We start from the raw sequence: 14955 nt of genomic DNA on the forward strand, positions 1-14955 counted from the left end.
TGGGTGACTGACTTGTGTGTAATCAAATGCCATTAACGAGCACATTCGAGAGCGGCGAGTCGGGCTGAACAGCATCGTTGCCGACTGCGCGTTTCGCGCCATGCTGGAATTGCTAGGCGACAGCGATGTGTGGCTCGCGGAATCGGACCAGGCCGTCATCCGGGCCAGCATGGTGCCGTTCGCCAGATTGCGCGACGACGCAATCCTGGTCGAGCGGCATACGAAATGGTCTTGATGCAGACCGCGCAGCACACCATCCGCGCGGCCGGCGGGACTGGAATCGGGTGGCCTAACACTTGCTATGCACTCCCACCGAATGGCGGCTACTGGCTACGGATTCGACCGGTCGATGCAACAGCTTGATGGAATCGTTCAGCCGGATTCCCCCGCTGTCCGCCGCCAGGCCCCGGCCGTCTCTGACCGACCCAAAGCGGCCAAATGATCCTCTCGAAAGCGGTCACTCCATGCGGAGGAGGCTTTACAGGCGTCGCAACAGATCCGGAAGCGACGAAAGACTTTCTATGACGTATGGGGGCGCCGCGAACCGCCCAGAGCACGACTGGATGAACGCCCAAGGTCCGCGGCGCAAAAACACCGAAACCAAGCCCGCCCGCCGCGCGGGCTCGACATCATTGTCAAGCCGATCGCCGACGTAGGCAATTTGGGATGGGTCGAGTCCATTTGTCTCTGCTACGATGCGTTCGAAGAAGCCTACGTCCGGTTTCTCGATACCCCATGATGCGGACGAGGCCACGATATCTGCCGGCACTCCCAGCGAGCGGAGTGCGTGCTCAGTCTCTACGGGTTGATTGCCCGCAATGCCGACCAGAACGCCAGCTTCGCGCAACCTTCTCAGGCAGGACACTACGTCGGGATAAAAATCTTCCGCGGTAATCGCATAGACATTGCCGGTCGACTCGCGCTCGCGACGCAACTCGGCGAAGCTGACGCCTGGCTTTAGGATCTCGAACACCCGCCGGTGGTGTTGGCCACCCTCGATAAGAGATCCCAGAAGTGCGTGAAACGAGAATCGCGAAACGCCAAGATAGTCGGCCCATTCGTTCCAATCGCGACTTTCATCAATCAGCGTTTCGCCGACGTCGAAAAACACAGCCTCAATTTTCATTGTGTGGACCGCATTTGAGATACAAGGTCTTCAGATTGTCAACGATTCAGCAAGCGCTGTCGAACGAGCAAGACTGGCTGGTCTCGTCCGGATGCCTGCCGCGTGGGTCTCTGACCGATCCGTCAAAGGCGTTCGCGCGCTGCCTGTCGGATGTCCGATGCGCGTTAAATATCGGCAGTCGCGCGCAGCGTCGCGCCTGCAGTTGACGCACTGACTCGCACCCACTTATCATCCCAAATCGCGGTGCAGGCCGCTTCCGGGTCCGCGGAAAGGGTTGAACCCACCTGTCATGACGAATCAGATGTTTCCCATCCTTTGTGCTGGCAGTGTTGCGGACCCTCGGCCGTTGAATGCACGAGGAATCTATGGAAAAGCTGCCTGCTCAGGCCAATCTTGATCATTTGAAAAAGCAGGCGAAAGACCTGCTCCGCTTTTATCGCACTGGCGACGCTAGAGCGATCGCACGATTCACCCAGTACCTTCCCGCAGTCGCGAATCGTACCCACACGGAAGTAAAGGTGCCTGACCTGCGCCTGCATGACGCGCAGTCCTGCCTCGCGCGCGAGTATGGATTTGCCTCGTGGGCAGACCTTAGCGCGTTCGTGGAAGCAAATGCCTTTGCACGTAGCGAGCAGGGGGCGTTGATCCGACGCTGGTTGGGGCTTGTCTATGGTGCGGATGTGACGGGCACCCACGCCACAGCGCGGCCGCGCGTTGCGGTGAAGCTCCTGTTGGAGCATCCGGACTTGCTCGATGCCGATCCGTACGTTGCTTGCGCCGCAGGGCACTGGAAAGCGGTGTCACGCGCGATGGCAGCGGATCCTGACTGGACCCATCAGGCCGGTGGAGCGCTGAAACTGCCGCCCCTTGTTGCCGTCACCCACTCAAGCCTCGCAGTGGTGCCCGAGTTTGCGACGCGGCTGCGTGAATGCGCGCGTGCGCTGCTTGATTCCGGCGCCGATCCGAACCAGCACATCGGCAATCGGCTGCCTCCTGCCTCTTTGGCGGTGCCCACTGAGACTGAACCGCTGTCGGCGCTCTATGGTGCAGCCGGCGTAGCCCGTGATCCGGTGCTCACTGAGATGCTGTTGAGCGCTGGAGCCGATCCGAACGACGGCGAGTCGCTCTACCATTCACTCGAGAATCCGGACTGCACGAGATTGCTGTTGCGGCACGGCGCCCGGGTGACGGGGACCAACGCGTTGTGGCGCGCGCTCGACATGCCGGATCCGATTGCGCTCGAACTGCTGCTTGCGCACGGCGGCAATGCGAACGAGTCAGCCCCCGATGGCCTGAAAGCCCGGGGCACGCCCCTCTTGCGTGCGATCGCTCTGCGCAGGTCGCTACGCCACATCGCAGCGCTACTTGCGGCGGGAGCGGACGCGAAAGCTAAAACCGCGGCGGGCGTGAGCGCCTATCGACTTGCAATGCAGGTAGGCATGCCAGACGTTGCAGCGCAACTGCGTGCTGCCGGCGCCGAGGAAACTCTCACGGTCGGGGAGGACTTTGTATCCGCGTGTGCGCGCGCCGACGCGACAGAAGCACGGCGCATCCAGACACATCATCCCGAACTGCCCCGATCTCTACCGGCGGACCAACTTCGACTTCTCCCCGACGCCGTGGCGTGGGGAGCGAGCGCTGCGGTAAAAGTCATGGTCGAACTCGGTTGGCCTCTCGACGCGCGCGGCGGAGACTGGGATGCAACCGCGCTCAATTACGCCGTGTTTCGGGGCGACGTCGGTTTGACAGCGTTCTTGCTGGATCATGGAGCGAACTGGCGCGAGACACATGGCTATGGCTCCGATGTGCTCGGCACGTTGGGATGGGCGTCCGAGAATGAGCCGTCTGTCGCGGAGCACCCCGATTGGGTCGGCTGCGCCCGCGCGTTGATGGAGCGTGGCGTTCCGAAGGCAGAGCGCGATCCTGAGCATGAGAATCGCGTGCGGATCGATGGCCGACGCATGAGTTTTTCCGAAGAGGTGACAGAGGTGCTGATCGAAGGGGTACGCGGGAGCATTGCAGCGGACTGAGGGCGCCGTGGTACCGCCGCGTTCTCGATGCGAGACGCGGCGCGCGCCGTCGTCGATATCAGAAGCCTGGCGCAGAGCGACTATGTCCTATTGTGCAGGGAAAAGGCAAACCAGGTGGAAGCGGTGAACGGCCCTTACTGGCCGAACTCGGCCGACCGCGACTGACCCCGGCCGGAAGTTGGATGAGCTGTCGAAACCATCGTGCCGCGCAACCTTCGTCAAGGCAGGTTCGCTGACGATGCCTGATGGGCAAGCACAGCGCTGGCCAGAGGGATGCGTCTACGACGGGCGGTGGCTTGCTTCAAGGCATTCGCCGGTCGACGGCTTCTCCAGATTCCCCCTAAGGTCTCCCAACTCTCCCGCCGTTGATCCCCAAGCCCCCCATTTCCCAAACAACACCCAATTCCCCCGCCTTTTCGCGCGAATGGGAAGCCCCCACGCTTCGATAATCCCTGCTGACGAATAGCGGCCTGCAGCGTCGCACGGAGCATGGATGTCAGATGATGGACATGATCCGCGCGCTGGAGCAGGAGCTGCTGCAGGTGCTGCAGGTGCTGATCGACAACGTGCCGTCCGAGCGCCGCGTGGAAGCGCCGGCCACCACGCTGCTGAACGGGCGCAGGTCAATCCGGAAGGCAAGCCGGATGTGGTTTCGGATTAGGCACAGGTGGATGATCGGTTGGCCAGTCTGGGGTTCTGAGAGCCTGGTGAGCTGACCTCTCCCGCCGGTTTGCTCCCCTCTCCCGCCTGCGGGAGAGGGGCAGGGGGTGAGGGCAGGCGCGTGCCTCGCGGCAAGGCATGTCGTTTATCGGCACCCCGCCCTCAGCGGGGCGCTGCCGTCAACCTCCACCTCCTGTCGGGCTGGCGCCCTGGGCACCCAAGGAATGTGAACGATTGTGATGGCATGTAGGTGGAGCTTCTCGCGTGCGCTAGGCTGAAGCCCGTTGCGGCGCCAGATTGCAGGTGCGCGACGGCCCAGGTCATGCTCGGACCGGCTGCCGCATTGCCCGGAAAAATTGCGGAAATATCCGCCGAGAGATTCGGAAGCCTCCGACCCTGACGCCAGAGTTGGCTGGGTACAGTGGCTAGTTTTGGCCTCAGTCTGGTCTCTGGCATGCGCAACCGAATCGTCTGCGCACCCAGTCCGTCGAAGACTAACCTGCGAGGTGCCCCTCGGCTGACCGGTTCAAGAAGCCCGAGTTCTTCCGCGCGCGCCAGCCTGATCTCGCCACACCGATCGGGGTGGCGTTCTGACCCGCCCAAACGGGGCGGGGTATCGATTTGCTGTTGTGCCAGAGCATGAATGTAGTGTTGACCCAACTGAAGGAGAAGATCGCATGAACAAAGTGACGGCCATATCCCTGGTCGCCGCGGCCGGGCTGCTAGCCATGCTCGGCGGCTGTGCCACCGAATCGTCCACGGCGCTGCCGGTGCAGAAGGTCGAGAGCGCCAGCCGTCCCTACGCCGGCGTGCGCACGCCGATTGCGGTCGGCAAATTCGACAACCGTTCGAGCTACATGCGCGGCGTGTTCTCCGACGGCGTCGACCGGCTGGGCGGCCAGGCCAAGACCGTGCTGATCACGCACCTGCAACAGACCAACCGCTTCAATGTGCTCGACCGCGACAACATGGACGAGATCAAGCGCGAGGCAGCCATCAAGAGCCAGGCTCAGCGCCTGAAGGGGGCCGACTACGTGATCACCGGCGACGTGACCGAGTTCGGCCGCAAGGAAACCGGCGACCAGCAACTGTTCGGCATTCTGGGCCGCGGCAAGTCGCAGGTGGCGTATGCCAAGGTCGCGCTCAACGTGGTCAATATCGCGACCTCGGAAGTCGTGTTCACCGCCCAGGGCGCAGGCGAGTACTCGCTGTCGAGCCGGGAGGTAATCGGCTTTGGCGGCACGTCCAGCTATGACTCGACGCTCAACGGGAAGGTGCTGGACCTCGCCATGCGCGAAGCCGTGACCAACCTGGTCAGCGGCATCGAAAGCGGCGCCTGGAAGCCCGTCACCCCCTGATTCCAAAAAAAACAGCCAAGGAGAAATCGTGAAGACATTGTTCCGGCCGCAGCGCCTGGCGGTGCCTGCCCTGGTCGCAAGCGCATTGCTGGCGGGCTGCGCGGCTCCCGCCAAGCCCCTGTATCAGTGGGAAGGCTACCAGCCGCAGGTCTACCAGTACTTCAAGGGGGAACCGAAGCAAGCCCAGATCGAGGTGCTGGAGCGCGACCTGCAGAAAATCATGGCGGCCGGCAATACCCCGCCGCCCGGCTACCACGCGCACCTCGGCATGCTGTATGCCGATATCGGCAAGGATGATGAAATGGTTCGCGAATTCCAGACCGAGAAGGCGCTGTTTCCCGAGTCGGGAGCCTATGTGGACTTCCTGCTGAAGAACGTCAAACGCACGAGAGAGAAGAAATGAGCAAGCTGTTCCATCGCGTCCTGATGCTGCTGGGCGTCGCCACGCTGGCAGCCGGCTGTGCCGCGCCGACGAAGAACGTGGATTACGCCGCCTTCAAGGAATGCCACCCCCGCTCGATTGTGGTGCTGCCGCCGCTGAACAACTCGCCGGACGTGAAGGCCACTTACGCCATGCTGTCGCAGGCCACGCAGCCGCTGGCCGAATCCGGCTACTACGTGCTGCCGGTCGCGCTGGTTGACGAGACCTTTCGCCAGAACGGGCTGACGATACCGGGCGACATCCACGCGGTGGCACCCGCGAAGCTGCGCGAAATCTTCGGCGCGGACACCGCGCTGTACATCACCGTGACCGATTATGGCCCGAAGTACCAGGTCGTCAGCAGCACAACCGTTGTCACCGCCGAAGCGAAGCTCCTGGACCTGAGGACGGGCAAGACGCTCTGGACCGGACAGGCGTCGGCTGCCAACAATCAGTCGGGTAACGCTGGCGGTGGATTGATCGGAGCGCTGATCGGGACCGCCATTGCGCACGCGATCAGCAGCGTGTCGGATGCCGCCTATGGGGTGGCCGGCAGGACGAGCCAGCAACTGCTCTCGGCGGGTACGCCTGGCGGCATCCTGTATGGGCCGCGCTCGCCGAAGTACGGCACGGACTGACTATCATGGCTCTGGTTTTGTGAGGGGACCGGCCTGACGTAGTTCGCGCGGGCATCTCCCGATGCCCGCCCCCTCATTCACGCCTAAAGTCCTCCCAATCAGGCGCCGTTAACGCCACCAGGCCCCTGATTTCCCAAACAACACCCAATTCCCCCGCCTTTTCCCATGAATGGGAAGGCTGTCCCGCTTCGATAATCCCTGCTGACGAATAGCGGCCTGCCGCTTCGCACGGAGCATGGATGTCCGAAGAAAGCGACCTCGAGAAAACCGAACCCGCCTCACCCCGGCGCCTGGAAAAGGCGCGCGAGGAGGGGCAGGTGGTGCGTTCGCGCGAGCTCGCCACGTTCGTCATGCTGATCGCCGGCGTGACCGGCCTGTGGACGCTGGGCGGCCATCTGGGCCGCAGCCTGAACCAGGTGATGCAGGGGGCGCTGCGCTTCGAGCCGGCAACGGCGTTCGATACCTCGCGCATGCTGTCGCGCTTTTCCATGATGGTGTGGGACAGCCTGCTGGCCTTTTTGCCGCTGCTATTCCTGTTCGGCGTTGCCGCGCTGGCGGCGCCGTTGCTGCTCGGGGGCTGGGTGTTCTCTGGCAAGTCCTTCGCGCCGCAGTTCTCGCGCCTGTCGCCGCTGGCGGGGCTGGGCCGGATGTTCTCCGCGCATTCACTGGTGGAGCTGCTCAAGGCCGTGGCCAAATCGCTGCTGGTGGGCAGCGTGGGCGCCTGGGTGCTGTGGCGGCGCCTGCCCGAGGCCATCGCGCTGATGAACGCGCCGGTGCAGGAAGCGCTGCTGCACATGGTTGACCTGGTCATGTATTGCTGCCTGGTGGTGTCGCTGTCGCTGCTGGTGGTGGCGGCCATCGACGTGCCGTGGCAGTACTGGGAGTTCTTCAAGAAGCTGCGCATGACCAAGGAAGAGGTCAAGCAGGAATTCAAGGAAAGCGAGGGCGACCCGCATATCAAGGGCCGCATCCGCCAGCAGCAGCGCGCCATGGCGCGCCGCCGCATGATGACCGAGGTGCCCAAGGCCGACGTGGTGGTGACCAACCCCACCCACTTCGCCGTGGCGCTGCGCTATGAGGAAGGGCGCATGGGCGCGCCGCGCGTGGTGGCCAAGGGCACCGGCGATATTGCCGCCCGCATCCGCGAACTGGCCGCCGAGCACCGCGTGCCGCTGATGTCGGCCCCGCCGCTGGCGCGTGCGCTGCACCGCCACGTGGAGCTGGGCCAGGAAATCCCTGCCGGACTGTATACCGCCGTGGCCGAAGTGCTGGCCTGGGTCTATCAACTGAAGCACTGGCATTACTCGCAGGGCCCGCAGCCGCAGGCGCCCGCGGACCTGCCGGTGCCCGATGAACTCGCCGTACCGGAAAGCCGAGAATGAACGCTCTGAGCAACCTGTTCAACCTGCCCGGCATGCGCGCCGCCGGCCAGCTCAAGGCCATGACCGGGCCGCTGCTGATCATCATGATCCTGGGGATGATGATCCTGCCGCTGCCGGCCTTTGTGCTGGACCTGCTGTTCACCTTCAATATCGCGCTGGCAATCATGGTGCTGCTGGTCAGCATGTACACGCAGAAGCCGCTGGACTTCGCCGCCTTCCCGGCGGTGCTGCTGTTCACCACGCTGCTGCGCCTGTCGCTGAACGTGGCCTCCACGCGCGTGGTGCTGCTCGAAGGCCATACCGGCCCGGACGCTGCCGGCAAGGTGGTGGAGGCCTTCGGCCATTTCCTGGTGGGCGGCAACTTCGCGGTCGGCATCGTGGTGTTCGCGATCCTGGTGGTGATCAACTTCATGGTGATCACCAAGGGTGCGGGGCGTATCGCCGAAGTCGGCGCGCGCTTCATGCTGGATTCGATGCCCGGCAAGCAGATGTCGATCGATGCCGACCTGAACGCCGGCCTGATCGACGAAGCCGCCGCCAAGAGGCGCCGCGCCGAAGTGGCGCAGGAGTCCGACTTCTACGGCGCCATGGACGGCGCCAGCAAGTTCGTGCGCGGCGATGCCGTGGCGGGCCTGCTGATCATGTTCATCAACGTCGCCGCCGGCATGGTGGTGGGCATGGTGCAGCACGACCTGGACTTCGGCACCGCCGTGCACAACTACACGCTGCTGACCATCGGCGACGGCCTGGTGGCGCAGATCCCGGCGCTGGTGATCTCCACCGCCGCGGGCGTGATCGTGTCGCGCGTGTCGAACGAGCAGGACGTGGGCGAGCAGCTCACCGGCCAGCTCTTTGCCAACCCGCGCGTGCTGTACCTGACCGCGGGCATCATCGGCCTGATGGGCATCATCCCGGGCATGCCGCATTTTGCCTTCCTGCTGCTGGCGGGCGTGCTGGTGTGGATGGGCCGCTATATGTCGCGCCGCGCTGCCACGCAGGAGCAAGTCAAGCAGCGCGAGGAGCGCACCCCGGCGGTGGCGCAGGAATCCACTGAAGCCAGCTGGGACGACGTCACGCTGGTCGACCCGCTCGGCATGGAAGTGGGCTACCGCCTGATCACGCTGGTGGACCGCGCGCAGGACGGCGAGCTGCTGGGCCGCATCAAGAGCATCCGCAAGAAGGTGGCGCAGGAAATCGGCTTCCTGGTGCCGGTGGTGCATATCCGCGACAACCTGGAACTCAAGCCCAACGCCTACCGCATCACGCTCAAGGGCGTGGAGATCGGCCGCGGCGAAGCCATGCCGGGCCAGTGGATGGCGATCAACCCCGGACAGGTCAGCGGCACGCTGCCGGGCGCGGCCACGCGCGATCCCGCTTTCGGCCTGCCGGCGGTGTGGATCGACGCGGGCATCAAGGAGCAGGCGCAGTCCTACGGCTATACCGTGGTCGATGCCAGCACGGTGGTGGCCACGCACCTGAACCACCTGATCCACATGCATGCGGCCGAACTGCTCGGCCGCCAGGAAGTGCAGGCGCTGCTGGACCGAATCGCCAAGGACTCGCCCAAGCTGACCGAGGACCTGGTGCCGAAGGCCATTTCGCTGACCGCGCTGCAGAAGATTCTGCAGAACCTGCTGGACGAAGGCGTGCCTATCCGCGACATGCGCACCATCCTGGATGTGGTGGCCGAGCATGCGCCCAAGATCAGCGACCCGAACGAGCTGACCGCGATGGTGCGCGTGGCGCTGGGCCGCGCCATCACGCAGCAGCTGTTCCCGAACAACGCCGACCTGCAGGTGATCGGCCTGGATGCCGGCCTGGAGCGCGTGCTGTCGCAGGCGCTGACCAATGGCGGCGGGATCGAGCCGGGCCTGGCCGATGCGTTGCTGCAGCAGACCCAGGGCGCGGTCACGCGCCAGGAACAGATGGGCATGGACCCGGTGCTGCTGGTGCCGTCGCAGCTGCGCCCGCTGATGGCGCGCTTCCTGCGGCGCACCATGCCGCAGCTGAGGGTGCTGTCGCATGCCGAGGTGCCGGACAACCGCAATATCCGCATCACCGCCATGATCGGCGCGTGAGGAGTCATAGATGAGCGTAGCCAAGTTTGTCGCGGCCAACGGCCGCGAAGCCATGCGCCAGGTGCGCGAAGCCATGGGTCCGGACGCCGTGGTGCTGTCCAACCGCACCGTCGAGGGCGGCGTGGAGATCGTCGCCATGCGCGATACGGATCTGGGCAGCGTGCAGGCCACGGCTCAGGTCTACGTGCCACCCGCGCCGGTGGTCGAGCCCGCCGCCATCGGCGACCTGCGCGGTGAGCTGCAATCGATGCGCGCGATGCTGGAGCGCCAGCTGGCCGGGATCAACCCTGCCCCTGGCGCGGTTCCAAGCGCGGCGGCGCACGGCGTGGCCGCCAGCGACCCGCTGCGCGAATCCCTGTTTGAATGGATGGTCGGCGCCGGCTTCTCCGGGCAACTGGCGCGCACGCTGCTGGCGCGGCTGCCACTGGGCTATGACCGCCCCGCGGCCATGGGCTGGATCCGCACCGAACTGGCCAGCAAGCTGCCGGTGCTGGGCGATGAGGACAGCCTGTTCGCGCAAGGCGGCGTGCTGGCGCTGGTGGGCCCCACCGGCGTAGGCAAGACCACCACCACGGCCAAGCTGGCGGCGCGCTTCGTGCTGCGCCACGGCGCCGACAAGCTGGCGCTGCTGACCACCGACAGCTTCCGTATCGGCGCGCACGAACAGCTGCGCATCTACGGCGACATCCTGGGCGTGCCGGTGCATGCGGTCAAGGACGCGGCCGACCTGCGCTTCGCGTTGGCGGCGATGAAGGACAAGCACCTGGTGATCATCGACACCGTCGGCATGAGCCAGCGCGACCGCAGCCTGTCGGAACAGATCGCCATGCTGGCCGGCGTGCCCGCGCCGGTGCAGCGCGTGCTGCTGCTCAACGGCGCCAGCCACGGCGATACCCTCAATGAAGTGGTGCATGCCTACCGCCATGACGCCGCGCCCGATGGTGGCGGCATCGACGGCTGCATCATCAGCAAGCTGGATGAAGCCACCCACCTGGGCTCGGTGCTGGACGTGGTGATCCGCCACCGCCTGCCGGTGTTCTACGCCTCCACCGGCCAGCGCGTGCCCGAGCACCTTGAGCTGGCCAACAGCACCGCGCTGGTGGAGCGCGCCTTCCTGACGCCGCGCCGCGGTTCGGTATTTGCCGATGCGGACGCCGCACGCCGGCGCAGCGCCGGCACCGATGACGAGGCGCCCGCGCGTGGCGGCGCCGACGAGGTGCTGCGCTCGCTGACCGACAGCGCCGACGCGCTGAGCCAGTGCGTGGCAGAACTCAATGGCGCGGGCCTGGGCCTCGACCTGGCCCGCTCGCTGTGGCAACAGCGCGGCGCCGGCGCCCCGGCCCTGCGCGCCATGTCGCAGCAGGTGCGCGAAGCGGTCTGCCGCGACGTGACCCGCCAGTGCGAGCAGTACGTGCTGGCCAGCGCCGCCGCGCTGCAAGTGGCCGTGCCCGGCCGCCGCACGCCGCAGCCGATGCAGCACACGCTGTGGCTCGCCGACCGCGACGGCATGCCGCTGGCCGCCACCGTGACCCCGGCCGGCCGAGGTCACGGTGCGGGCCAGCCGCTGGGCGAAGCCGAGTCCGATGCCGCCAGCCTGCGCGCCGCCATGAGCGCCGCGCGCAAGGTGGTCAACCTGATCGATGCCGTGCCGACCGCCGCCACGCTGGCGCGCTGGCAGCAGGCCGGCGAGCGCTGGGTGGCCGGCGCGCGCAAGACCGCGCGCGTGGTCAGCGCCGGCGCCGCCTGGAAGCTCGATGCACTGGCCGACACGCTGACCTTCCACGCTGTCGGCGAGGACATCGTGCGCGAGCGTGAAGCCGTGCGCTGGCTGGCCAGCGCCGAAGTGCGCGTGCCGGACAGCCCAGTGCGCGGCAAGGGCACCCCCGAAGGCGGCATCGATGCCTGCCTGGTGGTGGCCCGCCTTGCCGACCGCGCCACCGGCGAACTGCTGGATACCCGTTACCTGCTGTGCGACCCGGCGCTGGCGCAAGATGCCGCGCAGGTGGCGCGCTGGGCCCTGTGGACCGACGCAGCCGATGCGCGCCTGCGCACGCTGCGCCACGCCATCGACCACTTCGCCCAGGACGCCGAAAGCGGCCACGCCGCCGGCGCCGCGCTGGCCGCGCTGCAGCTGGGCCTGTCCGTGCTGCGCCTGGAACACGCGCCGACCGCGGCCGCGCCCGTCTTCCTCGCGCGCCTCGCTGGCCGCACGGTGCGCCAGGGCGTGCCAGTGCCGGGCACGGTGCTCAATGAAGGCATGGGCCGCATGCTGGCATTGCTCGACGTGTTGGAGAACTATCCGGGCCGCGGCAGCGCCGTGCCCGCTGAAACGATGGAGGTGCTGCAGTGAGCGCCCTCGCCATGGACCAGGCCGAGAGCCTGCGCCGGATGCTGGCGCCGCGCACGACGCGCCGTATCGCCGTGGTCGCCAGCGAACGCGGTGCCGGCGCCACCACCGTGGCGCTGGGCTTGTCGTACGCGCTGGCCATGCAGGGCGAACGCGTGCTGCTGGTCGACGAAGACGCCGCCGCGGCGCGCGCCACGCGGCTGGCCGGCGCCAGGCCCGCCGGCACCCTGGCCGATGTCAGCGCAGGCCGCCTGTCGCTGGAAGCTGCTGCAGGCACCGGTCCCGGTGGCGTGCTGTCGGTGCTGCCGGCTGGCCGGCCTGTGCCGGGCAGCCCCTTGCCGGCTGCTGCCGCGAGCGGCTTTCGCAGCGTGCTGGTGGATGCCGGCGTCGATGCCGACGGCGCGCTGTCGGCGCTAGCGGGCAGCGCACACAATGTGCTGATCGTGATGCGGCCTGAGCTGGCGTCGATCACCGCCGCCTATGCCTGCATCAAGCGCCTGCACCACTTGTATGCCTGGCGCCAGTTCCACCTGATCGTCAACATGGCGGCGAGCGAGGCCACGGTGCAGGCGATCCTGCGCAACCTCGCGCGCACGGCCAGCCAGTACCTTGGCGTCGAGGCGCTGTGCGCGGGCTGGCTGCCATCCGACCCGCTGGTGGCGCGCGGCGTGCAACTGGGTCGCTGCGTGGTCGAGGCGTTTCCGGCGGCGCCGGCCACCACCGCGCTGCGCCGCACCGCCGGCAGCATCGGTGCCTGGCCGCTACGCGCGGACACGTCCGCCCCCGCGCCCGCAGCCGCAATGGCCTGAGCCTGCCAGCCATGCCATCCCACCGAACCAGACCCTGAGCCAGCCCCCGCCGCACGTTGTGGCGGTCCAGCAATCCAGCATTCACGAGAATTGCACCATGTACACGATCCAGGGAAAGCTCGAACAGGCCGATGTGGTCAAGGCGCATGCACAGCTGGTGCGCCGCATCGCCCTGCAACTGGCCGCCAGGCTGCCTGCCAGCGTGCAGATCGACGACCTGATCCAGGCCGGCATGATCGGCCTGCTGGATGCCGCCAAGCGCTATGAAGACACCCACGGCGCGCGCTTCGAGACCTATGCCAGCCAGCGCATCCGCGGCGCCATGCTTGACGAGGTGCGCGCCAACGACTGGCAGTCGCGCAGCCTGCGCCAGTTCACCCGGCGCATCGAGCGCACGCAGCGCGGGCTGGAGCAGAAGCTCGGGCGCGCACCGGTCGACTCCGAAGTGGCCGAGGCCATGGAGATGGCACTGGACGAATACCAGCTGCTGCTCAATGAGGTCTATGGCTGCCAGTTGCTGCACTACGAGGATTTCGAGCGCTCCGGCGAAGAAGACTTCCTGGACCGGCACCTTGGCGGCAGCGATGACGGCAACCCGCTGACCGTGCTGATGGAAAGCGGCATGCGCGAGGCGCTGATCCGCGCCATCGACCGGCTGCCGGAGCGCGAGAAGCTGGTGCTGTCGCTGTGCTATGACCAGGAGCTGAACCTGCGCGAGATCGGCGCGGTGCTCGATGTGACCGAGTCGCGCGTGTGCCAGATCCGCGGCCAGGCGATCACGCGGCTGCGCAACCAGTTGCGCGGCTTGCTGTGATGCAGGCGGCGGGCCGCGCCGCGCGCGGCGCTTGCTGGCTGCTGGCTGCCGCATCGGCCTGCGCCTGGGCCGCCATCGAGGGCGGCACCCGCCATGCCTGGACCGGATCGGTCAACGGGCCGGCACTCCACGGCCGCGGACAGCGCGCGGTGTCGCCGCCGATCCTGCCCACCGGCGTCTTGCCGCAGTCAGAAGGAGTCATCACCTCGGTGCGCTGGCGCTACAGCTTTGCCAAGACCCCACCCCTGGAACTGCAAGCTTATCTCTGCAATGCCCAGCGCTGCGTACTGCTGCCGCAGGCGGAAGGCAAGACCGATGCGTTCTTCGGGGATGATGCCACCAAGGGCTTTGTGTTTGCGTTCCGGGTGCCGGGGCAGGGGAGCCTGGTGCCGGTGCTGCAGGGGCGGAGTAATGAGGTGGTGGTGGGGTTTCGGTAGGCGCTTTGCCGATTCCAGACCACGGGACTCTCAATCGCCGATTGTGTGCTCCCTCTCCCGCCGGCGGGGGAGGGGGGGGGGGGGGGGGGGGGGGGGGGGGGAGAGGGGAGCAAACCGGGAGCGTGCAAAAGTCTGAGTTTCAACCCGCCGCCAGACTCACCCCACCCGCCCCGGCCGCCGCCTTCCCATCCTTCCCATACAACCCCGCATCCCCGCCACTATGCTGGCGCAGCGCCTGGATGGCTTCGCGGGTGAAATCGAGGTGGGCATTGACGACGGCGCCGTTCAGGGCATTGCCGTCGCGCGCGGTGCGCGCGGCGAAGATCAGCTGGCGCCAGGCGTCGGCCACGGCCGGGTCGACCTGGCGGCCGAGCAGCTGGCCTTCTGGGCCGGCGCGCAGGCCCAGCGCGCCCATCTGGGCTTCGCGGGCCTTGAGCTGGCGGGACAGGGCCTGGCCCAGTTCAACCTTGCGCGTCAGCAGTCCGCTCAGGGACTGGAAGTCGCCCCGCTTGAGGGCGTCGCGCTCTTCGGCGAGGAGTTGGCCGAAGGCCTGGATGCCTTCGGTTTCGCGCTGCAGGGACTGGATCAGGCTCTGGTTCATTTGGGCTAGCGGGGTTCGGCCTGGCCAAGCTCGCGCAGGGTCGCGAGCAGGCCGTCGGCAATCTTGCCCGGGTCGATCTTGATCTGGCCCTCGGCGATGGCCTGGCGGATCTCTTCGACCTTGGCGGTGTCGATATCGTCGTCCGCGGGCTGCGTCAGGCGGGCGCTGATGTCGCGCACCTGGGCGGCCAGCGGGCTGACGCTCAGGCCGGCGGACGGCGCCGCGGCGCTGGCCGGCGCGGCCTGGGGCCGGGC

14 protein-coding genes and 1 pseudogene are annotated in these 14955 nt (G+C 66.8%); 11 read left to right on the forward strand and 4 right to left on the reverse strand.

Going from position 1 to position 14955, the window contains the following annotated elements; all coding sequences use genetic code 11:
- Together CF68_RS38465 and CF68_RS18450 are read right to left on the reverse strand one after the other, a co-directional pair.
- Positions 1–252: hypothetical protein (locus CF68_RS38465; RefSeq protein ID WP_235205812.1), on the reverse strand; the 252-nt coding region annotated here is incomplete at its 3' end.
- A gap of 226 nt (positions 253–478) precedes the next feature.
- Positions 479–1126 carry an HAD family hydrolase gene (locus CF68_RS18450; protein WP_035821423.1) on the reverse strand — a complete coding sequence of 216 codons (648 nt, stop codon included), beginning with the start codon at positions 1124–1126 and terminating at the stop codon, positions 479–481.
- A 365-nt stretch (positions 1127–1491) separates the two neighbouring features.
- On the opposite strand from CF68_RS18450, the gene CF68_RS18455 reads away from it, so the two are divergent.
- The 11 genes and pseudogenes from CF68_RS18455 (at position 1492) to CF68_RS18505 (ending at position 14100) form a co-directional block, all read left to right on the forward strand.
- On the forward strand, positions 1492–3156 hold the full coding sequence (locus tag CF68_RS18455) for an ankyrin repeat domain-containing protein (protein WP_035821427.1): 1665 nt from the start codon (positions 1492–1494) through the stop codon (positions 3154–3156).
- A gap of 497 nt (positions 3157–3653) precedes the next feature.
- Positions 3654–3817, forward strand: a pseudogene (locus CF68_RS18460) (protein phosphatase CheZ); the annotation flags it as partial.
- Positions 3818–4493: 676 nt separating this feature from the next.
- A complete protein-coding gene (locus tag CF68_RS18465; protein ID WP_035821432.1) occupies positions 4494–5174 on the forward strand; it encodes a CsgG/HfaB family protein in 681 nt (226 codons plus the stop codon).
- A gap of 28 nt (positions 5175–5202) precedes the next feature.
- On the forward strand, positions 5203–5577 hold the full coding sequence (locus CF68_RS18470) for a DUF4810 domain-containing protein (RefSeq protein WP_084187313.1): 375 nt from the start codon (positions 5203–5205) through the stop codon (positions 5575–5577).
- Positions 5574–6233, forward strand: coding sequence for a DUF799 domain-containing protein (locus tag CF68_RS18475; protein WP_035821438.1), 660 nt, complete (start codon positions 5574–5576; stop codon positions 6231–6233). The genes CF68_RS18470 and CF68_RS18475 overlap by 4 nt, the downstream gene beginning before the upstream one ends.
- Before the next feature lie 239 nt (positions 6234–6472).
- Complete coding sequence (flhB, locus tag CF68_RS18480; RefSeq protein WP_035821441.1) at positions 6473–7615, forward strand: flagellar biosynthesis protein FlhB; 1143 nt, start codon at positions 6473–6475, stop codon at positions 7613–7615.
- On the forward strand, positions 7612–9693 hold the full coding sequence (gene flhA / locus CF68_RS18485) for a flagellar biosynthesis protein FlhA (protein WP_035821444.1): 2082 nt from the start codon (positions 7612–7614) through the stop codon (positions 9691–9693). The genes flhB and flhA overlap by 4 nt, the downstream gene beginning before the upstream one ends.
- Positions 9694–9703: 10 nt before the next feature.
- A complete protein-coding gene (flhF, locus tag CF68_RS18490) occupies positions 9704–12043 on the forward strand; it encodes a flagellar biosynthesis protein FlhF (protein ID WP_035821447.1) in 2340 nt (779 codons plus the stop codon).
- An 11-nt stretch (positions 12044–12054) separates the two neighbouring features.
- Entirely contained in the window at positions 12055–12849 is a 795-nt protein-coding gene (locus CF68_RS18495) for an AAA family ATPase (protein ID WP_035821450.1), read from the forward strand.
- A gap of 97 nt (positions 12850–12946) precedes the next feature.
- Positions 12947–13663 carry an RNA polymerase sigma factor FliA gene (locus tag CF68_RS18500; RefSeq protein ID WP_013951952.1) on the forward strand — a complete coding sequence of 239 codons (717 nt, stop codon included), beginning with the start codon at positions 12947–12949 and terminating at the stop codon, positions 13661–13663.
- Positions 13663–14100, forward strand: coding sequence for a flagellar protein FlhE (locus tag CF68_RS18505; protein ID WP_035821462.1), 438 nt, complete (start codon positions 13663–13665; stop codon positions 14098–14100). Before CF68_RS18500 ends, CF68_RS18505 begins: the two co-directional genes overlap by 1 nt.
- Before the next feature lie 139 nt (positions 14101–14239).
- On the opposite strand, the gene CF68_RS18510 is transcribed toward CF68_RS18505, so the two are convergent.
- Positions 14240–14701 carry a flagellar protein FlgN gene (locus CF68_RS18510; RefSeq protein ID WP_010812671.1) on the reverse strand — a complete coding sequence of 154 codons (462 nt, stop codon included), beginning with the start codon at positions 14699–14701 and terminating at the stop codon, positions 14240–14242.
- A 5-nt stretch (positions 14702–14706) separates the two neighbouring features.
- The coding region (gene flgM / locus CF68_RS18515) for a flagellar biosynthesis anti-sigma factor FlgM (RefSeq protein ID WP_035821454.1) at positions 14707–14955 on the reverse strand (249 nt) is incomplete at its 5' end.

The organism is Cupriavidus sp. SK-4 (assembly GCF_000611125.1).
GTDB classification, from domain to species: Bacteria; Pseudomonadota; Gammaproteobacteria; order Burkholderiales; family Burkholderiaceae; genus Cupriavidus; species Cupriavidus necator.